Origin of the sequence: Halomonas sp. YLGW01 (assembly GCF_014840935.1) — a bacterium.
In the GTDB taxonomy this organism is placed as follows: Bacteria; Pseudomonadota; Gammaproteobacteria; order Pseudomonadales; family Halomonadaceae; genus Onishia.
Genome location: NZ_CP062005.1, coordinates 3,045,063 through 3,068,539 on the forward strand (window position 1 = coordinate 3,045,063; position 23,477 = coordinate 3,068,539).

The 23,477-nt window shown below is 67.6% G+C and carries 21 protein-coding genes; 17 read left to right on the forward strand and 4 right to left on the reverse strand.

The annotated features are described in order from the left end of the window. Positions 1-192: 192 nt before the first annotated feature. Both IEJ03_RS13945 and IEJ03_RS13950 read left to right on the forward strand, forming a co-directional pair. Entirely contained in the window at positions 193-2,706 is a 2,514-nt protein-coding gene (locus IEJ03_RS13945) for a penicillin-binding protein 1A (protein WP_192035412.1), read from the forward strand. A 42-nt stretch (positions 2,707-2,748) separates the two neighbouring features. Then, a complete protein-coding gene (locus IEJ03_RS13950) occupies positions 2,749-3,603 on the forward strand; it encodes a DUF481 domain-containing protein (RefSeq protein WP_242457985.1) in 855 nt (284 codons plus the stop codon). Positions 3,604-3,704: 101 nt separating this feature from the next. On the opposite strand, the gene IEJ03_RS13955 is transcribed toward IEJ03_RS13950, so the two are convergent. Both IEJ03_RS13955 and rpmE read right to left on the reverse strand, forming a co-directional pair. After that, a complete protein-coding gene (locus IEJ03_RS13955) occupies positions 3,705-4,973 on the reverse strand; it encodes a malic enzyme-like NAD(P)-binding protein (protein WP_192035413.1) in 1,269 nt (422 codons plus the stop codon). A gap of 278 nt (positions 4,974-5,251) precedes the next feature. Further along, on the reverse strand, positions 5,252-5,467 hold the full coding sequence (rpmE, locus tag IEJ03_RS13960) for a 50S ribosomal protein L31 (protein ID WP_192035414.1): 216 nt from the start codon (positions 5,465-5,467) through the stop codon (positions 5,252-5,254). A gap of 207 nt (positions 5,468-5,674) precedes the next feature. Here rpmE and IEJ03_RS13965 point away from each other — a divergent pair, with 207 nt between their 5' ends. The 15 genes from IEJ03_RS13965 (at position 5,675) to ppk1 (ending at position 21,737) form a co-directional block, all read left to right on the forward strand. Next, on the forward strand, positions 5,675-7,924 hold the full coding sequence (locus IEJ03_RS13965; RefSeq protein ID WP_242457986.1) for a primosomal protein N': 2,250 nt from the start codon (positions 5,675-5,677) through the stop codon (positions 7,922-7,924). 202 nt (positions 7,925-8,126) lie between these two features. Further along, the gene (gene argS, locus IEJ03_RS13970) at positions 8,127-9,812 is read left to right on the forward strand and encodes an arginine--tRNA ligase (protein WP_192035415.1); all 1,686 of its coding nucleotides are present in this window, start codon (positions 8,127-8,129) and stop codon (positions 9,810-9,812) included. 3 nt (positions 9,813-9,815) lie between these two features. Next, positions 9,816-10,508: an SPOR domain-containing protein gene (locus tag IEJ03_RS13975; protein WP_192035416.1), complete on the forward strand. Its 693-nt coding sequence runs from the start codon at positions 9,816-9,818 to the stop codon at positions 10,506-10,508. A 209-nt stretch (positions 10,509-10,717) separates the two neighbouring features. Continuing rightward, a complete protein-coding gene (gene hslV / locus IEJ03_RS13980; RefSeq protein ID WP_192035417.1) occupies positions 10,718-11,236 on the forward strand; it encodes an ATP-dependent protease subunit HslV in 519 nt (172 codons plus the stop codon). A 3-nt stretch (positions 11,237-11,239) separates the two neighbouring features. Next, positions 11,240-12,562: an ATP-dependent protease ATPase subunit HslU gene (gene hslU / locus IEJ03_RS13985; protein ID WP_192035418.1), complete on the forward strand. Its 1,323-nt coding sequence runs from the start codon at positions 11,240-11,242 to the stop codon at positions 12,560-12,562. Between the two features lie 77 nt (positions 12,563-12,639). Then, complete coding sequence (locus IEJ03_RS13990; protein WP_192035419.1) at positions 12,640-13,023, forward strand: DUF971 domain-containing protein; 384 nt, start codon at positions 12,640-12,642, stop codon at positions 13,021-13,023. 157 nt (positions 13,024-13,180) lie between these two features. Continuing rightward, a complete protein-coding gene (ubiE, locus tag IEJ03_RS13995; protein ID WP_192035420.1) occupies positions 13,181-13,927 on the forward strand; it encodes a bifunctional demethylmenaquinone methyltransferase/2-methoxy-6-polyprenyl-1,4-benzoquinol methylase UbiE in 747 nt (248 codons plus the stop codon). Continuing rightward, entirely contained in the window at positions 13,927-14,586 is a 660-nt protein-coding gene (locus IEJ03_RS14000; protein ID WP_192035421.1) for an SCP2 sterol-binding domain-containing protein, read from the forward strand. The genes ubiE and IEJ03_RS14000 overlap by 1 nt, the downstream gene beginning before the upstream one ends. Next, entirely contained in the window at positions 14,583-16,202 is a 1,620-nt protein-coding gene (gene ubiB / locus IEJ03_RS14005; RefSeq protein ID WP_192035422.1) for a ubiquinone biosynthesis regulatory protein kinase UbiB, read from the forward strand. Before IEJ03_RS14000 ends, ubiB begins: the two co-directional genes overlap by 4 nt. An 83-nt stretch (positions 16,203-16,285) precedes the next feature. Next, a complete protein-coding gene (locus tag IEJ03_RS14010; RefSeq protein ID WP_192035423.1) occupies positions 16,286-16,627 on the forward strand; it encodes a phosphoribosyl-ATP diphosphatase in 342 nt (113 codons plus the stop codon). 30 nt (positions 16,628-16,657) lie between these two features. Beyond that, positions 16,658-16,921: a Sec-independent protein translocase subunit TatA gene (tatA, locus tag IEJ03_RS14015; protein ID WP_192035424.1), complete on the forward strand. Its 264-nt coding sequence runs from the start codon at positions 16,658-16,660 to the stop codon at positions 16,919-16,921. A gap of 6 nt (positions 16,922-16,927) precedes the next feature. Further along, complete coding sequence (gene tatB / locus IEJ03_RS14020) at positions 16,928-17,344, forward strand: Sec-independent protein translocase protein TatB (protein WP_192035425.1); 417 nt, start codon at positions 16,928-16,930, stop codon at positions 17,342-17,344. Continuing rightward, a complete protein-coding gene (gene tatC / locus IEJ03_RS14025) occupies positions 17,341-18,207 on the forward strand; it encodes a twin-arginine translocase subunit TatC (protein WP_242457987.1) in 867 nt (288 codons plus the stop codon). The genes tatB and tatC overlap by 4 nt, the downstream gene beginning before the upstream one ends. Positions 18,208-18,478: 271 nt before the next feature. Next, complete coding sequence (hemB, locus tag IEJ03_RS14030) at positions 18,479-19,483, forward strand: porphobilinogen synthase (protein ID WP_192035426.1); 1,005 nt, start codon at positions 18,479-18,481, stop codon at positions 19,481-19,483. Positions 19,484-19,529: 46 nt separating this feature from the next. Beyond that, positions 19,530-21,737, forward strand: coding sequence for a polyphosphate kinase 1 (gene ppk1 / locus IEJ03_RS14035; protein ID WP_192035427.1), 2,208 nt, complete (start codon positions 19,530-19,532; stop codon positions 21,735-21,737). Between the two features lie 109 nt (positions 21,738-21,846). On the opposite strand, the gene IEJ03_RS14040 is transcribed toward ppk1, so the two are convergent. Together IEJ03_RS14040 and IEJ03_RS14045 are read right to left on the reverse strand one after the other, a co-directional pair. Next, entirely contained in the window at positions 21,847-22,233 is a 387-nt protein-coding gene (locus IEJ03_RS14040) for a DUF3087 family protein (RefSeq protein ID WP_192035428.1), read from the reverse strand. A gap of 38 nt (positions 22,234-22,271) precedes the next feature. Beyond that, positions 22,272-23,405 carry a 3-deoxy-7-phosphoheptulonate synthase gene (locus IEJ03_RS14045; protein ID WP_192035429.1) on the reverse strand — a complete coding sequence of 378 codons (1,134 nt, stop codon included), beginning with the start codon at positions 23,403-23,405 and terminating at the stop codon, positions 22,272-22,274. Positions 23,406-23,477 lie beyond the last annotated feature (72 nt).

A 23,477-nucleotide genomic window follows, 5' to 3' on the forward strand; every position in this document is an offset into this window, starting at 1 on the left:
ACGACTCTTCCCTTTGGCTTAACTTCCCCATACGAGTCAGATTACATGATAACTCCAATCCTCACACTGTAACGGCCCCGCAGGGGCTTCAACGCTGGTGACCCGACGCTCGGGTTCCTATAATACGGCCCTTCAGGAAGTCTCTATCGGCACCATCGTCCAGCCACCGTTCATCATGAGCACTACATTTTAATGAAGCCATTCAAAACGTTAGCCATATCGGCGATCTGGATCACGCTATCCCTGAGCGCCGCCGGCGTCCTGGCGGTGGCAGGTGCCGCCCTGTATTTCGCTCCGGGCCTTCCCGACGTACGCCAGCTGCAGGACTTCGAACTGCAGACGCCGCTGCGCATCTATACCCGCGATGACAAGCTGATCGGCGAATTCGGCGAGGAACGTCGCCTGCCGGTGAGCTTTGACGAGATTCCGAAGGACATGATCGATGCCTTGCTCTCCGCCGAGGATGCCGGCTTCTTCGAGCACCCCGGCGTCGACCCCAAGGGGCTCGCCCGGGCCGCCACCGAACTCGTCGCCAGCGGCGGCGACATCCAGTCCGGCGGCAGCACCATCACCATGCAGGTGGCGCGCAACTACCTGCTGACCCTGGATCGAACCTTCACCCGCAAGATCCGCGAGATCCTGCTGGCCCTGCAGATGGAACAGGTGCTGAGCAAGGAAGAGATTCTCACCCTCTACGTCAACAAGATCTTCCTCGGCCACCGCTCCTACGGCATCGGCGCCGCCGCCGAGACCTACTATGGCAAGCCGCTGCCCGAGCTTGACCTGGCTCAGACCGCGATGATCGCCGGCCTGCCCAAGGCACCCTCGAGCTTCAATCCGCTGGCCAACCCGGAGCGCTCGCTGATCCGGCGCAACTGGATCCTCTACCGGATGCGCGAGCTGGGCCACATCGATGCCGAGCGCTACGAGGAAGCCGTGCAGGCGCCGATCACCGCCCGCCGTTTCGCGACCCAGCTCGAGGTCGACGCCGATTATGTCGCGGAGATGGCTCGTCAATTCGTCGTAGAACGCTATGACGATGCCTATACCGGCGGCTACCGGGTGACCACCACGCTCGACAGCCGGCTGCAGCCCCTCGCTCGCCAGGCACTGACGCAGGGCCTGATCGAATACGATACCCGCCACGGCTGGCGTGGCGCCGAGGAGACCGACATTCCGGCAAGCCTGGTCGAGGCCCAGGAGCGCACCCAGCGCAGCGGCCTCGAGGAGGAGCTGGCCGAGTCCGAGGTGCGCGAGACGGCGCGCCAGGCGGCCCAGCGCAGCCAGGCTCAGGTCAGCGGCATCGACGGGGACGTCAGCAACTGGCTGCGGGTGCTCGAGCGCACTCCGGCCTATGGCCCCCTGGAACCGGCCATCGTGGTCGAGAGCGAGGACCGGGAGATGCGGGTCATGAACCGCGACGGCGAGCTCATCACCCTGCCCTGGAGCGGCCTCGAGTGGGCGGACCCCTACCTGAGCCCCTATAGCCGTGGCCAGCCGCCGAACGCGGCCGGCGACATCGCCAGCCGCGGCTCGCTGGTGCGCATTCTGAAGCGTGACGACGGCAGCTGGCGGCTGTCTCAGCGCCCCGCCGCCGAGGGCTCGATCATCGTCCAGGACCCCGATAGCGGCGCCGTGCTGGCCCTGCAGGGCGGCTTCAGCTTCGCCGCCAGCAAGTTCAACCGCGCCACCCAGGCCAAGCGCCAGCCGGGCTCGACCTTCAAGCCGTTCATCTATCTGGCCGCCCTTCAGGAGGGCGACATGACCCCGGCCACGGTGATCAACGACGCGCCGGTGGTGATGAAGTCCAACGAGGGCCTGTGGCGGCCGGCCAACTCCGGGGGCGAATTCCGCGGCCCCACCCGGCTACGCGAGGCACTGGCCCAGTCACGCAACCTGGTCACCATCCGCATCCTGCGCACCATGGGGCTCGAGCGCACCATCGACTTCCTGACCGGCTTCGGCTTCGCCAAGGACCAGCTGCCCAACGGCCTGTCACTGGCGCTGGGCAGCGCCAGCCTGACCCCCATGTCAATGACCAACGCCTACTCGACGCTGGCCAATGGCGGTTTCCAGGTCTCGCCTTGGTTCATCCAGGAGGTCGCCCGGGACGGCGAGGTAATCGAACGAGCCGAACCGGCCCTGGCCTGCCGCGCCTGCGCACCGGACGCCGAACGAGTGGAGCGAGACGGCGAGACATATCCGCTGGCCCAGCGGGTCGCCGAAGAGACCTCGATCTACCTGCTGCGCAGCATGCTGCGCGACGTCATCGAGCACGGCACCGGCCGCCGCGCCCTGTCGCTCAATCGCGGCGACATCGTCGGCAAGACCGGCACCACCAACGACCGTCGCGACGCCTGGTTCGCCGGCTTCAACGACGAACTGGTGACCACGGTCTGGGTCGGCAAGGACGACTACGACACCATCGGCGAGTACGGCGGCCAGGCGGCCCTGCCGATCTGGATGGACTTCATGGGCAAGGCGCTAGACGGCCATGCCGAGGCGCAGCCCTCGCGCCCCGAGGATATCGTGACCGCGCGCATCGACCCGGCCACCGGCCAGCGGCTGCGCGACGGACAACCCGGCGGCATCGACGAGCTGTTCGTGGCCGGCCAGCTGCCGAGCCTAGCCCCGCGCAGCATCGACCGGGAGCTCGAGTCCCAGAGCGGTTCCCAGGGCACCGGCTCATTCGACGCCATCTTCTGATCTCTAGCGACCCGGGGCGTCCTGCCCCGGGCATCGAGCGCCATGATGCTGTATCCCGCTACCGACGACCCACCGGGCATCGCCGCCCCGGCCCCGTCGCGCATCGCACCGCGCGCCCTCCAGTCAATGTCGTGTTCGACGGCGCGCCGCCCGACCCGCCTGGTGGGCCAGGTTCTGCTGGCGGGCCTGCTGGGCGCCGCCACCGCGGCACAGGCCTACCCCTTCTATGCACCACCCAAGGCCAAACCGGACGCGCCGACCTTCAGTGGCGACACCGAACTGGGCTATACCCGACTGAGCGGCAACACCAACAGCCAGACGCTGATCGCCAAGACGCGCCTGACCTGGTTGACCGGCGACTGGCTGCACACCCTGCGCCTGGAAGCGCGCACCGTGAGCGAGGACGAGGAGACCGAGGACGAGCGCTACCTGGCCTCCTGGCGCGAGCGCTACGACCTGAGCGGCCCCCACTACCTGTTCGGCTTCATGCGCTGGGAGCGGGAACGAGACAGTGGCTATGAGCGCCAGCTCACCGCCATCGGCGGCTATGGGCGCCAGCTGCTCGACGGCAAGCGCCAGGCACTCTCCCTGGAAGCCGGCCCCGGCTATCGCGACGACCGTCTCGAGGACCGGCCCGGTCAGCAACTGCCGGTGGCCTACGGCGCCATGGACTATCGCTTCACGCTATCGGACACCGGTCACTTCCAGCAGCAGATCTCGGTGGAAACTACCAGCGAGAACAGCACCCTCCGCTCGCTGAGCGCCATCACCAGCAAGCTCACCTCACGCCTGGCCCTACGCCTGTCCCACGAGATCAAGCATAACTCGCAGCCGCCGGACAGTGCCGATGCCCGCACCGACACCACTACCAGCGCCTCGCTGCAGCTGAGCTGGTAGTCCGCTTCGCCCCTTTGGCGCGCTGTTGCGCATCGCCTCCTCCAAAACGCGACACGCCGGCCCAAGGGCCGGCGTGTCGTTAGCGGGACGGGGCTCGGGGATCAGCCGCCGTAGACATCTTCCACACTGGTCAGCGGGTAGTGTGCCGGGTAGGGCTTGCGCGCCACGCCGGTATCTACTGCGGCCTGAGCCACCGCCGCGGAGACGCGATCCAGCAGGCGCGAATCCATCGGCGTGGGAATGATATAGCCGCGGCCGAACTCCAGATGCTCGATGTCGTAGGCGCGGAGCACTTCCTCGGTCACCGGCTCACGAGCCAGGTCCTTGAGCGCATGAACCGCTGCCACCTTCATCTCCTCGTTGATGCCGGTGGCCCGCACGTCCAGGGCCCCGCGGAAGATGAACGGGAAGCCCAGCACGTTGTTGACCTGGTTCGGGAAGTCCGAGCGACCGGTGGCGACGATCACATCCTCGCGGGCGGCCATGGCATCGCGGGGATGAATCTCCGGGTCGGGGTTGGAGCAGGCGAAGACCACCGGATCGGCGGCCATGGTCTTGAGCTGCTCAGGCGTGAGCAGGTTGGGGCCGGACAGGCCGACGAAGGCATCGGCGCCCTCGATGGCATCGTCCAGGGTGCGCCGCTCGGTCTCGGTGGCGAACATCGCCTTGTACTGGTTGAGATCCTCGCGACCGCTGTGGATCACGCCCTTGCGGTCGAGCATGAAGATGTTCTCGGCCCGCGCGCCGCAGGCCACCAGCAGCTTCATGCAGGCGATGGCCGCTGCTCCGGCGCCCAGACAAACGATGCGGGCGCTGTCCAGCGACTTGCCAGCAATGTCGAGCGCGTTGAGCATGCCGGCGGCGGTGACGATGGCGGTGCCGTGCTGATCATCATGGAAGACCGGGATGCTGCAACGCTCGACCAGCGCCCGCTCGATCTCGAAGCACTCGGGTGCCTTGATGTCTTCGAGGTTGATGCCGCCCCAGGTGTTGGCGATACGGGCCACGGTATCGATAAAGGCCTGCGGGCTCTCGGCATCGACCTCGATATCCACCGAATTGATGCCGGCAAACTTCTTGAACAACACACCTTTGCCTTCCATCACCGGCTTGCTGGCCAGCGGCCCCAGATCACCGAGACCGAGGATCGCCGAGCCATCGGAGACCACCGCCACCAGGTTGCCCTTGCCGGTATAGAGGTAGGCGTTCTCCGGGTCCTTGGCAATTTCCCGGCAGGGCTCCGCGACGCCCGGGCTGTAGGCCAGCGCCAGGTGCTTCGCCGAGGTCGTCGGCTTGGTCAGCTCGATGGACAGCTTGCCGGGAATCGGGTGGGCGTGATAATCCAGTGCCGCTTGCTTCGGATCAGTCATTTCGTATCCAGTGAGTCACGATGAGGTGGCGCAAGAATATAGAAAAACCCCCGCCCTCACAACGCGATCCAAGTTCACCACATTGTCGACATTTCATCGCGTATTCACGCGTTTTGCCATCCATTTGCTGAAGTTTATGCCTGAGGCTTCGTCCATAATGCACAGCTTATCCTGTCCCACCTTCGACGACCGCCCACAATAAAGCCCGCCGCGGGAAATCCCGGGCGGGCTCTTGTCCGATCGGCGCCCGAACGGGCGCCAACAGGCAGCGTCGGCGCTTAGCCGCGCTTGACGGCGGCACCGAAACGCTTGTTGAAGCGCTCGACGCGGCCACCGGTGGTCGCCTGCTTCTGCTTACCGGTGTAGAACGGGTGGCACTGGGAGCAGACGTCCAGGTAGAACTCCTGGTTCGCTGTGGAGCCCACTTCGAAGGTCGCGCCGCAGCTGCAAGTGGCGGAAACCTTCTTGTAATCGGGATGGATACCTTGTTTCATCTTGAAGCCTCATTGAGCGGTATGCCGCCACCTGATCCACTGCCAGGCACCGCATACGGGTGATGATCGCCCGCGGCCAGATGGCCACGTCAACGAACCGGAATCCGCCGGCCGTCATTCCCCTTGATCACCGATGCATCGGCGGTCAAGCGATGGAGAGAGGCCGCGGAGGGCGGTGATTCTAGCAGACCCGATCTCGGAGGCCAATTGTCCGCCAGTGCTTCGCCGCCCCCCGACACACCCCGTGTGCTGGGGGTGGCCGTTCCCACCCCCCTGCGCCGCCTGTTCGACTACCTGCCGGGTGCCGAGGCGCCTCCCGGCGGCTGGCGCCCCGGCCTGCGCGTTCGGGTCGCCCTGGGGCGCCGCTCGGTGGTGGGCGTCATCATCGAATGCCGAGCCAGCAGCGAGGTGGCCCTCGAGCGCCTCAAGCCCGTCGAGGCCTGCCTGGACGACCGCCCGCTGCCCGCCGACTGGCTGTGGCTTACGCGCTTCACCGCCCGCTACTATCAGCATCCCCTCGGTGACACCCTCAGCCAGGCGCTCCCAGTCCTGCTACGCCAGGGGCGGCCGCTGGAGGCACGCACCCTGGAGCGCTGGCGGCTCAGCGAGCGCGGCCAGGCGACTCAGGCCGCGGCACTTGGCCGCGCACGGCGCCAGGCCGAGCTACTGGAACTTCTGCGCCAGCACCCGCGAGGGCTTCCCACCGCCGCCGTGACCGCCCAGCAGTTCAGCCGCCCCCAGCTCACGGCGCTGCGCGACAAGGGGCTCGTCGAATGCCTCGAGGAGCCTCGACTGGCCAGCGAGCCGACGCGCCCGGCGACGCTGCTCGCCGAGCCGGCCCTCAACCTCAACCGCGAGCAGGCCGCGGCCCTCTCGACCCTGCATGACGGCCTCGAGCGCTACCACCCCTGCCTCTTGCATGGCGTCACCGGCAGCGGCAAGACCGAGGTCTATCTGCAGCTGATCGAGGCGGTGATCCAGCGCGGTCGCCAGGCCCTGATCCTGGTGCCCGAAATCGGCCTCACCCCCCAGACCCTCGAGCGCTTTCGTCGCCGCTTCCGGGTGCCGGTGGTGGCGCTGCACTCCGGGCTCACCGACCACGAGCGCCTGGACGCCTGGCTGGCCGCCATGAGCGGACGAGCGCCGATCGTCATCGGCACCCGCTCGGCGATCTTCACCCCGCTGGCAAGCCCCGGGGTGATCATCGTCGACGAGGAGCACGACGGCTCGCTCAAGCAGCAGGAGGGGCTTCGCTACCATGCTCGTGACCTGGCCGTCGCCCGCGCCCACCATCACGGCATCCCGGTGGTGCTGGGCAGCGCGACCCCGGCTCTGGAGAGCCTGGCGCAGGCCAGGAGCGGGCGCTATGCGCACCTGCGCCTGACCCAGCGTGCCAGCCCGCATCCGCCGGCCCGACTCGAACTGATCGACCTGCGCGGGCGCCCCCGTCAGGGTGGCCTGGTGCCGGCGGCGATCGAGGCCATCCGCCAGACGCTGGCCGCCGGCCATCAGGTGCTGGTGTTCATCAATCGACGCGGCTTCGCCCCGACGCTGGCTTGCCACGCCTGCGGCTGGCTCGCCGAGTGCGATCACTGCGATGCCCGCATGACCCTGCATCGCCAGCCACCGCTGCTGGCCTGCCACCACTGCGAGCGCCAGCAGCCGCTGCCGCCGGCCTGCCCGAAGTGCAAAAGCGGCGATCTGCGCCCCCTGGGCGCCGGCACCGAGCGGACCGAGGAGAGCCTGGCGGCGCTCTTCCCCGAGGTCCCGGTACACCGCATCGATCGGGACAGCACCCGGCGCAAGGAGGCCTTCGGCGAGGTGCTCGCCGAGATCCGGCGCGGCGAGCCGAGCCTGTTGGTCGGCACCCAGATGCTCGCCAAGGGCCACCACCTGCCCCACGTCACCCTGGTGGTGGTGGTCAACGCCGACGCCGGCCTCTATGCCAGCGACTTCCGGGCGCTGGAGCACTCCGCCCAGCTGCTGACCCAGGTGGCCGGCCGCGCCGGCCGCGCCGCCCACCCGGGCCGGGTGCTGGTGCAGACCCTGCACAGCGACGACCCCCACCTGCGCCTGCTCGCCGAGCGCGACTATGACGCCCTGGCCGAGGCACTGCTCGAGGAGCGACGCGGCGCGGCCCTGCCGCCCTTCCGCTTCCTGGCCCTGGCGCGCTTCGAGGCGACTCGGGAGGCCGAGGCCATGGGGCTCGCCAAGGAGGCAGGGGAGGCGCTGCGCGACTGGCTCGCGACGCGGGGCCTGGCCGTCACCTGCCTGGGCCCCGTGCCGGCGCCCATGGAACGGCGCCAGAACCGCTATCATGTGCAGCTTCTGCTAAATGCGACGCAGCGCAGCCAGCTGCACGAGGCCAGCGCCTGGCTCGTGGCCTGGCTGGAAGCCTGTCGCGACGCGCGGCGGGTGCGCTGGTCACTAGACATCGACCCCCAGACCCTGGCCTAGCCAGACGTGGCATGATGGCGTCGCAAGAGCGCGGGCCGCGGGACAGCCAGACGGGGCGCATCGTCAGGGTTTAAAGCGCGGCCGGCATGGCCGATAATGCGCCATCATCCGCAGTTGAGCGACGCTTACACGCCGGCCGGCGGCGCGCCTCATCGTCGTCATTCACGCCTGCCCGGCCAGGCCACAGGACATCAGAGTTTTCATGAAAGACACCATTATTGCACTGCTCGAGGAGGCCCTCGATACCCTCCAGCAGCAGGGGGAACTGCCCCAGGACATCGCCCCGACCATCAAGGTGGACCCCACCAAGGACAAGGCTCACGGCGACTTCGCCACCAACCTGGCGCTGATGCTGGCCAAGCCGGCCGGTAAGAAGCCTCGCGAGCTGGCCGACGCGCTGGTGGCCGCCCTGCCGGCCTCCCCGGCGATCAGCAAGACCGAGATCGCCGGCCCCGGCTTCATCAATTTCTTCGCCGCCACCGACGCCCTGGCACAGGTGGTGTCGAGCATCCTGGAGAGCGGCGAGGCCTACGGCCGCAGCCTCGACGGCAAGGGCGAGAAGGTTCAGGTCGAGTTCGTCTCCGCCAACCCGACCGGGCCGCTGCACGTCGGCCATGGCCGCGGCGCGGCGATCGGCGACAGCCTGTGCCGCCTGCTGGAGGCCACCGGCTACGACGTCACCCGCGAGTTCTACTACAACGACGCCGGCGCCCAGATCAGCAACCTGGCGCGCTCGGTGCAGTCACGCGCCAAGGGACTGACCCCGGACGATCCGAGCTGGCCCGATGACGGCTACCGCGGCGACTACATCCGCGACGTGGCCGCCAGCTACCTGGCCGGCGACACCGTGCATGCCGATGATCGTCACGTCACCGGCGCCGCCGACCCGGACGACCTGGACGCCATCCGCGACTTCGCGGTGGCCTACCTGCGCCGCGAGCAGGATCTCGACCTCAAGGCCTTCGGCGTGGCCTTCGACGTCTACTTCCTGGAGTCTTCTCTCTACGAGGACGCCAAGGTCGAGGCCACCGTCAAGACACTGGTCGAGGGCGGCCACACCTACGAGCAGGACGGCGCCCTGTGGCTGCGCACCACCGACTTCGGTGACGACAAGGACCGGGTGATGCGCAAGCAGGATGGCGGCTACACCTACTTCCTGCCCGACGTCGCCTATCACCTCGACAAGTGGCAGCGCGGCTTCGGCCAGGTGATCAACGAACAGGGCGCCGACCACCACTCCACGGTGACCCGGGTGCGCGCCGGCCTGCAGGCGCTGGAAGCCGGCATCCCTAAGGGCTGGCCGGACTACGTGCTGCACCAGATGGTGCTGGTGACCCGTTCGGGCGTCGAGGTCAAGCTTTCCAAGCGCGCCGGCAGCTACGTGACCCTGCGCGACCTGATCGACGAGGTCGGCCGCGACGCCACCCGCTACTTCCTGGCCGCGCGGCGCGCCGACTCCCAGTTAACCTTCGACATCGACCTGGCCCGCTCGCAGTCCAACGACAACCCGGTCTACTACATCCAGTACGCCCATGCCCGGGTCTGCAGCGTGCTGCGCAAGGCCGCCGCCGACGGCCGCGACTTCCAGCACGACCTGGCGCTTGAGAACCTGGCCCTGCTCGAGGCCGACCAGGAGAAGGCACTGATGAACCGTCTGGCCCGCTATCCCGAGGTGGTGCGTATCGCCGCCGGCAACCGCGAGCCACAGCAGATCGCCCAGTACCTGCAGGACCTGGCCGCCGACTTCCACACCTGCTACAACGCCGTGAAGGTGATGGTCGACGACGACGCCCAGCGCAATGCCCGCCTGGCGCTCGGCCTGGCGACCCGCCAGGTGATTCGCAACGGCCTCGATCTGCTGGGCGTCAGCGCACCCGAGGAGATGTAAGCCATGGCCGCACGCCAAGCCGCCAAGCCCGCCAGCCGCAAGGGCGCCACCACCCGCAAGCGCACTGCATCGGCCAAGCGGACGGCGCCGCGCGTGCCCGGCTGGCTGTGGGGGCTCGGCGGCCTGGTGGCCGGTTTCTTCCTCTCCCAGTACGCGCAGGACTCGGCACCGGCGCCGCTGGCCAAGGTATTCAGCCGGCCGGCGCCCGAGCAGGCCGGGCCATCGGCTGACAACAAGGGAGACGGGGCAGGAAGCGAGGGGTCCGAGGCCAGCGAGCCGCGCATGCCGACCTTCGAGTTCTATACCCTGCTGCCGGAATCCGAGGTCATCGCCCCCGGCAGCGAGGCTCGGAACGCCGCCACCGAGGCCGCGCCCGCCCGGGATCCCATCGCCGAGCAGATCGCACGCCAACAGGCACAGCCTGCCGAGAACCGCCAGCCCACCGAGATCGCCACCCATGAGCGCTACATGCTGCAGGCGGCCTCGTTTCGCGAGGCCGCGGACGCCCGGCGGCTCGCCGGTCGGCTCGGCGACTTCGGCCTGATGGCCAGCATCAGCAAGGTTCAGGCCGGCGACGGTGCCACCTGGCACCGGGTCCAGGTCGGGCCCTACGGCGATACGCGGGAGCTCAACCGGGCGCAGGACCTGATGATCACCCAGGGCATCGAGCCGCTGACCATCCGCCTGCAGAATTGAGCCGAGGCGCGGAGCGGCACGCGTGACCTTCACCACGACGGCGGCAGGCGCCTGCCGCCGCCTCGCCAAGGTTGAATTCACGGCGCCTCGCCCACACCTTCCCTTCACGTTACCGACACAGCTTTCACGGCGTCCGTCTGACCGCTCACCGCATCCCGGACGCCCAAGTCACCGGGAGTGTCATCGCTCCCACTACGGAGTCCTCCTCCATGACCACGATCGTATCCGTGCGCCGCGGCGACCAGGTCGCCCTGGCCGGTGATGGCCAGGTCTCACTGGGCAACACCGTCATGAAAGGCAACGCCAGCAAGGTGCGTCGCCTCTACCGTGGCCAGGTGCTGGCCGGCTTCGCCGGCGGCACCGCCGACGCCTTCACCCTGTTCGAGCGCTTCGAGGCCCAGCTCGAGAAATACCAGGGCCACCTCACCAAGGCCGCCGTGGAACTGGCCAAGGAATGGCGCACCGACCGTGCCCTGCGCCGTCTCGAGGCGCTGCTGGCCGTGGCCGACAAGAATGCCTCGCTGATCATCACCGGCAACGGCGATGTGGTGGAGCCGGAACGCGGCATCATCGCCATCGGCTCGGGCGGCAACTATGCGTTGTCCTCGGCCCGCGCCCTGCTCGATAACACCGAGCTGTCGGCCCGCGACATCACCGAGAAGTCCCTGGAGATCGCCGGCGACATCTGCGTCTTCACCAACCACCACATCACGCTGGAAGAGCTCTGAGCCATGACCCAGATGACCCCCCGCGAGATCGTTCACGCCCTCGATCAGTTCATCATCGGCCAGCAGGATGCCAAACGGGCCGTGGCCGTGGCGCTGCGCAACCGCTGGCGCCGCATGCAGCTCAATGACGAGCTGCGCCAGGAAGTCACCCCCAAGAACATCCTGATGATCGGCCCGACCGGCGTGGGCAAGACCGAGATCGCCCGTCGCCTGGCCAAGCTGGCCCGGGCCCCCTTCCTCAAGGTCGAGGCCACCAAGTTCACCGAGGTGGGCTACGTGGGGCGCGACGTCGAGTCGATCATCCGTGACCTGACCGAGTCGGCGATCAAGATGGTCCGCGAGCACGCCAAGGAAGAGGTCGGCCACAAGGCCGATGATGCCGCCGAGGAGCGCATCCTCGACGCCCTGCTGCCGCGCCCCCGGGGCAGCGAGTACGACAGCGCCCGGGACGATTCCTCTACCCGTCAGGTCTTCCGCAAGAAGCTGCGCGAGGGTCAGCTCGATGACAAGGAAATCGACATCGAGATCACCCCGCAGAGCGGCGGCATGGACTTCAATACGCCGCCGGGCATGGAAGAGATGGCCAGCCAGTTGCAGAGCATGTTCTCCAGCATGGGCAAGCAGAAGACCGAGACCCAGCGCGTCGCGGTCAAGGATGCCTGGAAGCTGTTGCGCGACGAAGAAGCCGCCAAGCTGGTCAATGAGGACGACATCAAGCACCGCGCCATCGAGGCGGTGGAGCAGCACGGCATCGTCTTCCTCGACGAGATCGACAAGGTCGCCAAGGGCCAGCAGGGCAGCGGCGGCGAAGTCTCCCGCGAGGGCGTGCAGCGCGACCTGCTGCCGCTGATCGAGGGCTCGACGGTCTCCACCAAGCACGGCATGGTCAAGACCGACCATATCCTGTTCATCGCCTCGGGCGCCTTCCACCTGGCCAAGCCCTCGGACCTGATCCCGGAGCTGCAGGGCCGCCTGCCGATCCGCGTCGAGCTCAACGCCCTCTCGCCGGAGGACTTCCAGCGCATCCTCACCGAGCCTTCCGCCGCCCTGACCAAGCAGTACCAGGCGCTGATGGCCACCGAAGGGCTCGAGATCGCCTTCACCGACGACGGTATCGCACGCATCGCCGAGATCGCCTGGCGGGTCAACGAAGGCACCGAGAACATCGGCGCCCGTCGCCTGCACACCGTCATGGAGCGCCTACTCGAGGACGCCTCCTTCAAGGGCGGTGACATGGAGGGTCCGCTGACCATCGACGCCGCCTACGTCGACTCCCAGCTCGGCGAACTCGCCATGGACGAGGACCTGTCGCGCTACATCCTCTGACCCGGCACGCTGGCCGTCGCCCCGCCCCACGGCAGGCGGCGGCCAGCCCGCTTTCTGGATCCCTACAGGAGGCCGCCATGAGCGTCCCGATCCCCTCCCGCGTCCACTACCACAAGTCCGCCCGCGAGCTGGAGCTCGGCTACCCTGACGGCAGAACCTTCCGGCTGTCCATCGAGTACCTGCGCGTCTTCTCGCCCTCCGCTGAGGTGCGCGGCCACGGCCCCGATACCGCCGTGCTGCAGGTCGGCAAGAAGGATGTGGGCCTTGCCAATATCACCCCGGCCGGCCGCTACGCCCTGAAACTCACCTTCGATGATGGCCATGACAGCGGCCTCTTCAGCTGGGACTACCTGTACGCCCTGGCCACCAACGCCGAGATCAACTGGGCAGACTACCTCGAGCGACTCGAGGCCGCCGGCGAGTCCCGGGAACCCAAGGGCATCCAGTTCAAGCAGCTGTGATGTCCTCCCGCGGCGGCCCCGGTGGCTCGCCCGCCGACGGCGAAGACAAGGCCATCGCGGTGACGCTACAATGGCGCCATCGCCGGCCCCTGCCGGCCCTCCTTTACCGCGTGCCGCCCCTGCGGCACGGACCGACGCACTGACCGACAGGATGCCCATGGACAAGCGCACCACTCACTTCGGCTATCAGGAAGTCCCGGTCGACGAGAAAGCCTCCCGGGTCGCCGACGTCTTTCATTCGGTGGCGGCGCGCTATGACGTGATGAACGACCTGATGTCCTTCGGTATCCACCGGGTCTGGAAGCGCCTGACGCTGGAGCGCGCCGGCGTACGCCCTGGCCACCGCGTGCTCGACATCGCCGGCGGCACCGGCGACCTGACGCTGAAGTTTTCCCGCCAGGTCGGGCCTCGCGGCCAGGTGATCCTCGCCGACATCAACGAATCCATGCTGCGGGTCGGCCGCGACAAGCTGCTCGACCACGGCGTCGGCGGCAACGTCGAATACGTGCAGGCCAACGCCGAGTGCCTGCCCTTCCCCGACAACAGCTTCGACTGCATCACCATCGCCTTCGGCCTGCGCAACGTCACCGACAAGGATGCCGCCCTGCGCTCGATGACTCGGGTCCTCAAGCCCGGCGGCCGCCTGCTGGTGCTGGAGTTCTCCAAGCCCGACAATCCGCTGCTCTCCAGGGCCTACGACGACTATTCCTTCCACCTGCTGCCGAGGATGGGCCAGTGGGTGGCCGGCGATGCCGACAGCTACCGCTATCTGGCCGAGTCGATCCGCATGCACCCGGATCAGGAGACCCTCAAGGGCATGATGGAGGCGGCCGGCCTCGAGCGGGTCGAGTACACCAATCTCACCGGCGGCATCGTGGCCCTGCATCGAGGCATCAAGCTCTGATGATGGTGCTCGCCGGACTCGAACGCACCCTGAACGCCCTGCTCGCCAGGGACCCCGCGGCGCCGGCACGGCTGGCAGCGCTTAATGGCTCGCGCCTGCTGTTGCGCCTGGAGCGCCCCACCTACGCGCTGCTGGTGAGCTTCGATGCGCACGGCCTGATGCTCTCCCGCGGCGAGGAACTGACCGACGACGCCGACGTGATCGTCGAGGCCGACAGCGAGGCACTCGGCGAGCTGATCGGCGGCGAGTCCGCCGAGCGACTGATGTTCCGCGGGCGCCTCGCGGTACGCGGCCGCGCCCAGGTCCTCGAGCAGTCGCGGGATCTGCTGCTGGATCTCGACTTCGACTGGGAGGGTGAGCTCGCCCGCTGGCTCGGCGACCTGCCGGCCCACAGCCTGGCCGAGGGCATGCGCCGCCTGGCCCGCTGGGGCCTGCGCACGCGCCAGGAGCTGACCGCAGATATCGGCGAATACGTCTTCGAGGAGGCCCGACTGCTGCCCGGGCGACACCAGCTCGAGGTGATGCGCGACCAGCTCACGCAGCTCGAGATCTCAAGCGACCGGATCGAGGCCCGGCTCGAGCGCCTCAAGCGCCGCCTCGAGGCACGCCGCCTGCCCGCCGACAGGCTCGACAGAGCGGCCGAGGAGCCCGGCTCATGAGCCTTCGCCTGGCACGGATCGCCTGGGTCATCACCCGCTACCGCCTCGACACCCTGATCCCCAAGGAACGGCTGCCCTGGGTGCTGCGCACGCTGCTCGCCCTCTCGCCGCTGCGGCTGGTCCCGGTGCGCGGTGAACGGGCCGAGCGGCTGCGCCTGGCCCTCGAGGCGCTGGGGCCGATATTTGTCAAATTCGGTCAGATGCTTTCGACCCGCCGCGACCTGCTGCCCCCGGATATCGCCGACGAGCTCAAGCGCCTCCAGGATCAGGTGCCGCCCTTTCCCGGCGAACAGGCGGCGGCGATGGTCGAGGAAGAGCTCGAGTGCCCGCTCGCCGAGGCCTTCGCCCACTTCGACACCACGCCACTGGCCTCCGCCTCCATCGCCCAGGTGCATGCGGCCCGGCTGCCCGATGGCCAGGAAGTGGTGGTCAAGATCATCCGCCCCGGCATCGAGCGGGTGATGCGCCAGGACATGGCACTGCTCTACGGCGTCGCACGCCTTCTGGCCAGGGTGCCCGAGGCCCGCCGCCTGCGCCCGCGGGAGGTGGTCGCCGACTACGAGGCCACCCTCTTCGACGAGCTGAACCTGCACCGGGAGGCCGCCAACACCTCCCAGCTCAAACGCAACTTCAAGGACTCGCCACTGCTCTACGTGCCGGCGATCCACTGGCCACTGACCCGGCGCCGGGTGATGGTCCAGGAGCGCATCCACGGCATCCCGGTAGCCGACATGGCGGCCCTGAAGGCCCAGGGCACCGATCTCAAGAAGCTCGCCGAGCGCGGGGTGGAGATCTTTTTCACCCAGGTGTTCCGCGACAACTTCTTCCATGCCGACATGCACCCGGGCAACATCTTCGTCGCCCACGGCAAGCCCCACGACCCGCAGTACATCGCCATCGACTGCGGCATCGTCGGCAGCCTGACCCGCGAGGACCAGGACTACCTGGCGCGCAACCTGCTGGCCTTCTTCCACCAGGACTACTACGAGGTCGCGGCCCTGCACATCGAGTCCGGCTGGGTCGGCGAGGGCACCCGCGCCAACGAGTTCGCCTCGGCGATCCGCTCGGTGTGCGAGCCGATCCTCGAGAAGCCGCTCAAGGACATCTCCTTCGGCCAGGTGCTGCTGGGGCTCTTCCAGACCGCCCGGCGTTTCAACATGGAGGTCCAGCCGCAGCTGGTGCTGTTGCAGAAGACCCTGCTCAATATCGAGGGGCTGGGACGCCAGCTCTACCCGGATCTGGACCTGTGGCATACCGCCAAACCCTATCTGGAGCGCTGGATGAAGGAGCGGGCCGGCCCCCGCGGGCTCTGGGAGTCGCTGCAGCGCCAGGCCCCGGAGCTGTCCCGCCAGCTGCCCGAGCTGCCGGTACTCGCCCACCAGGCGCTCTCCCGGGTCGAGGCGGAGCACAAGCAGCGCCATCGCCAGAGCGAAGCGCTGGCCAGCCTGCGCCGCCACGTCGCCAAGACCACCCGAGGCGCCCGCCGTCTGCGCCTCGGCGCCCTGCTGGTGGGCCTGGCGGTGGCCTGGCAGCCGCTGCTTGACTGGGCAGGCGAGCAGCCCTGGCCGGTGCTGGTGGCGGCCGGACTCGGCATCCTGTTGCTCGCCTGGCAGTGACAGCGCCCCGGCCCAAGCCGGCAGAAGACTACAATGCACTGAATCATAAGCTTTTTTGTCCCATTGACTCAGGAATGTCATCGATGAGCGATATTCTCACTCAGCTCGCCGAGGTGCTCGACCAGCGCCGCCAGGCGGCTCCCGACAGCAGCTATGTGGCCTCGCTGCATCACAAGGGGCTCAACAAGATCCTCGAAAAGGTCGGCGAGGAAGCCACCGAGACCCTGCTGGCCGCCAAGGATGCGGCGAATGGCGAAGAGGCGGACCGTGCGGCAGTGGTCGCCGAAACCGCCGACCTGTGGTTTCATAGCCTGGTGATGCTGTCGCATCTCGGGATCGACCATCAGGACGTGCTCGATGAACTGGCACGTCGCTTCGGGATTTCCGGGCTGGACGAGAAGGCCGCCCGCCCGAAGGACGCATAGGCCCAAGGGCCCATTGAAGGGAGAGACTCCATGTTAGGTGGCATCAGTATCTGGCAACTCTTGATCGTGCTGGGCATCATCATCCTGGTCTTCGGCACCAAGAAGCTGCGCAACGTCGGCGGCGACCTGGGCGGCGCCGTGAAGGGCTTCAAGAAGGCCATGAACGACGGCGAGAAGGCCGAAAACGACAAGGAAGAGGATGCGGCCCAGCAGCGTGTCGCTCACGACGAGACCGGCAAGACCTACGACGTCAAAGCCGAGACCAAGACGCAGGAACCGGACGAGCGCAAGTAACCGCCCATGTTCGATATCGGTTTCCTCGAACTGCTGATCATCGGCGTGGTCGGCCTGCTGGTGCTCGGCCCCGAGCGCCTGCCCAGGGCAGCGCGCACTGCGGGACTGTGGATCGGCAAGATCAAGCGCACGGTCTCGGGCATGCAGCGGGACATCTCCGCTCAGCTCGAGGCCGAGGAGCTTCGTCAGAAGCTCGACGAGCAGCAGAAGAAGCTCGACGCCAGCCTCAATCAGGTCAAGCAGGACGTCGAGCGCTATGCCGAACCTGACCATACCGAAACGGATAGGGCCAGCGGCCAGCCAGCCGATGACCGGGCGCGCCTGGACGCCGCTCTGGCTCAGCGCCGCGACGAGGCCTCGGCGGCATCAGAGGCCCACCGCGAGGCGTCCGCGGCCAGCGACAAGGACCAAAGCCCCCGATGAGCGCCACTCCCGACCCGCAGGACTCCGTGCACAGCAGGGCGCAGGGCCAGACCGATGCTTTCCAGAGCGGTCAGCAGGGCGGCCAGAAGAGCGGCCAGAAGAGCGGCCAGAAGAGCGGCCATGATGCGCACCAGGCTCCCCTGATCGAGCACCTGATCGAGCTGCGCTCGCGCCTGATGCGCGCGGTGCTGGTGATCCTGGCGATCTTCCTCTCGCTCTACGCCTTCTCCAACGATATCTACACCTTCATCGCCCAGCCGCTGATGGCGCTGCTGCCGGAAGGCTCGCAGATGATCGCCACCGAGGTCGCGTCGCCCTTCCTGGCGCCCTTCAAGCTGACGCTGGTGGTGGCGGTGTTCATCGCCGTGCCCTTCGTGCTGCACCAGGCCTGGGCCTTCATCGCGCCCGGTCTCTACGACAACGAGAAGCGTCTCGCCGTGCCGCTGCTGGCGTCGAGCGTCATGCTCTTCTATGGCGGCGCGGCCTTCGCCTATTACGTGGTCTTCCCGCTGCTGTTCGAGTTCTTCACCCAGACCGGCCCCGCCGAGGTCGCGGTGATGACCGACATCAACCAGTACCTGAACTTCGTGCTCAAGCTGTTCTTCGCCTTCGGCATCGCCTTCGAGATCCCCATCGCCACCTTCCTGCTGATCTTCTCAGGCGCCACCACGGTGGAGAGCCTGTCGAAGAAGCGCCCCTATGTGGTGCTGGGCTGCTTCGTGATCGGCATGCTGATGACCCCGCCGGACGTGATCTCCCAGAGCCTGCTCGCCGTGCCGATGTACCTGCTCTACGAGGTCGGCATCCTGTTCGGGCGCCTGGTCAAGCGCCAGCCTCGCCCGGCGGACGACGGCGACGCCTGAGCTCGCCCCACGTCGCCCTGAACAACCCCGCTCGCGCGGGGTTTTTCATGGGTCGCGCATACACGCCTGCCCAGGGCGGTCTGCGCGAGGGTGCGACAAGCCAACGCTTCCGGCACGAATTCACACTGCATATACTCGATGTACATGACCGGGCGCCTGCTCAAACGGCTGCCCGGACTATCACCCGCTGTCATCCGGCCGTCATCCTCAGCTGCCATTATCAGCAACAGGTAATCAGGCACCGATGGCGAGCCCTGATTGGAGATACGCCTTGAGTTTCACGACCCCTCGCCAGTACCCCGGCACCCGCCTGCGTCGCATGCGCAAGGATGAATTCTCGCGCCGCCTGATGCGCGAGAACACCCTGACTCCGGCCGACCTGATCTGGCCGGTGTTCGTGCTCGAGGGCAGCAACCGCCGCGAGGCCGTGCCCTCGATGCCCGGCGTCGATCGCCTGTCGATCGACCTGCTGATCGAGGAGGCCCGCGAGGCCGAGGCCCTGGGCATTCCTGCGCTGGCGCTGTTCCCGGTGATCGACGCAGAGCTCAAGAGCGAGCTGGCCGAGGAGGCCTACAACGCCGGCGGCCTGGTACAGCGCTGCGTGCGGGAGCTCAAGGCGGCCTGCCCGGCGCTCGGCATCATCACCGACGTGGCGCTGGACCCCTACACCAGTCACGGCCAGGACGGCATCCTGGACGAGGCCGGCTACGTGCAGAATGACCGCACCGTCGAGGTCCTGCTCAAGCAGGCCCTGTCCCATGCCGAGGCCGGCGCCGACGTGGTGGCGCCCTCGGACATGATGGACGGGCGGATCGGCGAGATCCGTCAGGTGCTCGAGCAGGAGTCGCTGCACAACACCCGCATCATGGCCTACAGCGCCAAGTATGCCTCGCGCTATTACGGCCCCTTCCGCGATGCGGTGGGCTCGGCGGGTAATCTCGGCCGCGCCGACAAGAGCACCTATCAGATGGATCCGGCCAATAGCGACGAGGCCCTCCACGAGGTGGCGCTGGATCTAGCCGAGGGTGCCGACATGGTGATGATCAAGCCCGGCATGCCCTATCTGGACGTGGTCCGGCGGGTCAAGGACGAGCTACGGGTGCCGACCTACGCCTACCAGGTCAGCGGCGAGTACGCCATGCACATGGCGGCCTTCGAACAGGGCTGGCTAGAAGATGATAGGGTGATTCTTGAATCGCTGATGTGCTTCAAGCGCGCCGGCGCCGACGGCATCCTGACCTACTTCGCCAAACGCGCGGCTCGGCTGCTCGCATAATCACAGGAAGGGCGAGCGCGTCCTTCCACGGCTTCCCGGAGGCAAGATGGAAGACTCTCGCACCCCAGACGCCGGCAGCCCGCTGCCGGAGACGCCCTTCGAGGAGACCGGCCTCGCCGAGACGCCACCGCTGCGGGTCAACCGCACCCGCACCGGTATCCAGGCGAAGGTGGTGCCGGATCCCGAAGCCGATCTCAGCGATCCGCGCCTCTACTTCAATCGCGAGCTGTCGCACCTGCAGTTCAATATCCGGGTGCTCGAACAGGCTCTCGATCCCTCCCACCCGCTGCTCAACCGGGTGATGTTCCTGCTGATTTTCTCGTCCAACATGGACGAGTTCTTCGAGATTCGGGTCGCCGGGCTCAAGCACCAGCTGGCGCTGGGCAACGACGATACCGGTGCCGACGGTCGCCTGCCCCGCTCGATTCTCGACGAGATCGCCCAGCTCGCTCACGCCCAGGTAGAGCGCCAGTATCAGATCCTCAACGAGCAACTGATCCCGTCACTGGAGGACAAGGGCCTGCGGTTTCGACGCCGCGGCGACTGGAGCGAGGCTCAGGTGGAATGGGTCAGGGACTACTTCGAGGAGGAGATCGTGCCGGTGATCAGCCCCATCGGCCTGGATCCCTCCCACCCCTTCCCGCGGCTGGTCAACAAGAGCCTCAACTTCATCGTCGAGCTGGAGGGCAAGGATGCCTTCGGTCGCGAGGGGGGCCTCGCCATCCTGCCGGCTCCGCGCTCGCTGCCGCGGGTGATCGCCCTGCCGGAAGGGCTCTGCGCGGAGGGCTTCAGCGAGTACGTCTTCCTGTCCTCGATGATCCATGCCCATGCCCAGGAGGTCTTCCCGGGGATGCAGGTGCGGGGCTGCTACCAGTTCCGCCTGACCCGCAACGCCGATCTCGCCGTCGACCCGGAGGAGGTCTCCGACCTGGCCACGGCGCTGCGCGGCGAGCTGCTGGCTCGGCGCTACGGCAGCGGCGTGCGCCTGGAGGTCGCCGACAACTGTCCCGATGACCTGGCCGACTTCCTGCTCAAGCAGTTCGAGCTCGAGGAAGCCGACCTGTACCGGGTCAATGGCCCGGTCAACCTGACCCGCATGATGGCGGTGCTCGGTGACATCGACCGCCCCGAGCTTGGCTATCGGCCCTTTACGCCGGGCCTGCCCAAGCCCCTCAATAAGGCCGGCAGCCTGTTCGATGCCATTCGCGATCAGGACATCCTGCTCCACCACCCCTTCCAGTCATTCAAGCCGATCGAAGACCTGCTGGCCGAGGCCGCCCGGGACCCGGCGGTACTGGCCATCAAGCAGACCCTGTACCGCACCGGCGCCGACTCGCCGGTCGTCAGCGCCCTGGTCGAGGCGGCGCGCAACGGCAAGGAAGTCACGGTAGTGATCGAGCTACGCGCCCGCTTCGACGAGGCCGACAACCTGACCCTGGCGTCGAGGCTGCAGGAGGCCGGCGCCATCGTCATCTACGGCGTGATGGCCTACAAGACTCACGCCAAGATGATCCACATCGTGCGCCGCGAGAAGGGCGACCTGCGCTACTACGCGCACCTGGGCACCGGCAATTATCACTCAAAGACCGCCAAGCTCTATACCGACTACAGCCTGCTGACGGCCAATCCGACCCTCTGCGAGGACGTGCACAAGGTCTTCCAGCAGCTCTCCGGCATGGGCCAGGCGCGCAAGATCGAGACCCTGCTGCACGCGCCCTTCACGCTGCACCCGAAGATGGTGGAGATGATCGACCGGGAGGCCAAGTTCGCCGAAAAGGGCAAACGCAGCCACCTGATCATCAAGTGCAACTCGCTGACCGAGCCGCAGCTGATCCGTGCGCTCTACCGCGCCTCCCAGGCCGGCGTCGAATGCGACCTGATCATCCGCGGCATGTGCTGCCTGCGCCCCGGCATTCCCGGCATCTCCGACAATATCCGCGTGCGTTCGGTGATCGGCCGCTTCCTCGAGCACACCCGGGTGTTCTATTTCCACAACGGCGGCAAGCCCGAAGTGTGGGGCTCGAGCGCCGATTTCATGGCCCGCAACATGTTCCACCGGGTCGAGACCTGCTTCCCGTTCCTCGACAAGAAGATCGCCGCCCGGGTACGCAAGGATCTGGAGACCTACCTGGTCGACAACTGCCAGAGTTGGCTGCTGCAATCCGATGGCAGCTACATCAAGCAGGAAGTCGGCGACAGTGCCCCGATCAGCGTGCAGGAGACGCTGCTCTACGCCTACGCCACCAAGGCCTGACGAGGCCGAGGTCAGTCCCACATGGGCCACCACGCCTGACCTTAGACACGACGACGCCGGGCCATGGCCCGGCGTCGTCGTGTCTGGAAGGCTCCTACGAGGGCTCGCGTCACGGCGCCGGCATCAGCCAGGCCTTCCGCTCGTGCGCTCGGATGCTGCCGCCAGTGCATGCGCGAGCCGGCTCGTCATCGGCGAGGCCACGCCGCAGCGTCGGCAGATGAGCGCTGACCCGAGACAGCGCCTGCTTGAGCCGCCAGCCATAGCGCACCTCGGCCATCAAGGCGCGCTCCTTGAGCCGAGCCGCGAGGCCGGCGGTGACCAGCAAGCCGAGCAGCCCCCCCAGCGCATTGAGCCAGACACTCGAGCCGAGGGTCCGGGTCAGCAGCTGGGAGAAGCACAGCCCCAGCACCAGGAACAGCGCGGCCATGGCGATCGCCACCCGCCGCGACTGGCGACGATAGGTCTCGGGGTCATGGGCCTCGAAGCGAAAGTCCATCGGTGCATCCTGAAGGGGAGTCGGACGGGTGACGCCCATCAGGCGTCCCGCAGGCGCTCGGCGGCGGTCAGCAGCAGATGCTCGGTGGTCTCCCAACCGAGGCAGGCATCGGTCACCGAGACGCCGTAACGCAGAGCGCCGGGCTTCAACGGCTGCTTGCCCTCGTGCAGGTGACTCTCGAGCATCACCCCGACCAGCCCGGTATCGCCGGCCAGGCGCTGGCTCAGCACGTCGAGCAGCACCTCGCCCTGACGCCGATGGTCCTTGCGCGAATTGGCATGACTGCAGTCGACCATGATTCGCGGCGCCAGCTTCGCTTCCTTGAGCGCCCGGCGACAGGCCGCCACCTCGGGCGCCCGGAAGTTGGGCTCGCCCTGGCCGCCGCGCAGCACCACATGAGTGTGCGGGTTGCCCGGCGTGCGGCGCATCACCGGCCGGCCATCGGCGGCGATGGCCGGGTGATGATGAGGGTGGGCGCTGGCGTGAATGGCATCGATAGCCACCTGGACGCCGCCGTCGGTGCCGTTCTTGAAGCCGACCACGGCGCCCAGGCCGCTGGCCAGTTCGCGATGAATCTGGGATTCGGTGGTGCGGGCGCCGATCGCCGTCCAGGCCAGGAGGTCATCCAGGTAGGGCGCGACCATCGGCTGCAGGAGCTCGGTGGCAACCGGCAGCCCCATGTCGACGATCTCGCGCATCAGCGACCGGGACAGGGTCAGGCCCGTTGCCATGTCATCGGCGCCCTCGAGACCAGGATCGTAGGCCAGCCCCTTCCAGCCCACGGTGGTGCGCGGCTTCTCGACATAGACCCGCATCACCAGCAGCAGGCGGTCCTCGACCCGGCGGGCCAGCGCGGCGAGACGCTCGGCATAGTCACGGGCGGCCTTGGGGTCGTGGATCGAACAGGGGCCGACCACCACCAGCAGGCGATCGTCGCGGCCGTCGAGGATGGCGCGAATGGCCTCACGCTGCGCTTCGACGCGCTCGGCCGATGCAGGCGTCAGCGGCAACTCGCGACGCAGCTCGTCGGGGGTCGGCAGCGTGGTCTCCTCGACCGTCAGGGCCGTGGCGGAGTCACCGCGAGTGTCGGCGTTCAGGGGGGCCTCGGTGTCCCGGCTTTCTTCAGCGGGGCGGGGGGCAACAAGTTCGGGGGCGGACAGGCTGGCGTTCATGGGGTAAGGCTCCGGCTAGGCGATTGACGTCGAGTCGTGCGGCCACCGAGAGCATGCCGGCCGGAGGTGGCG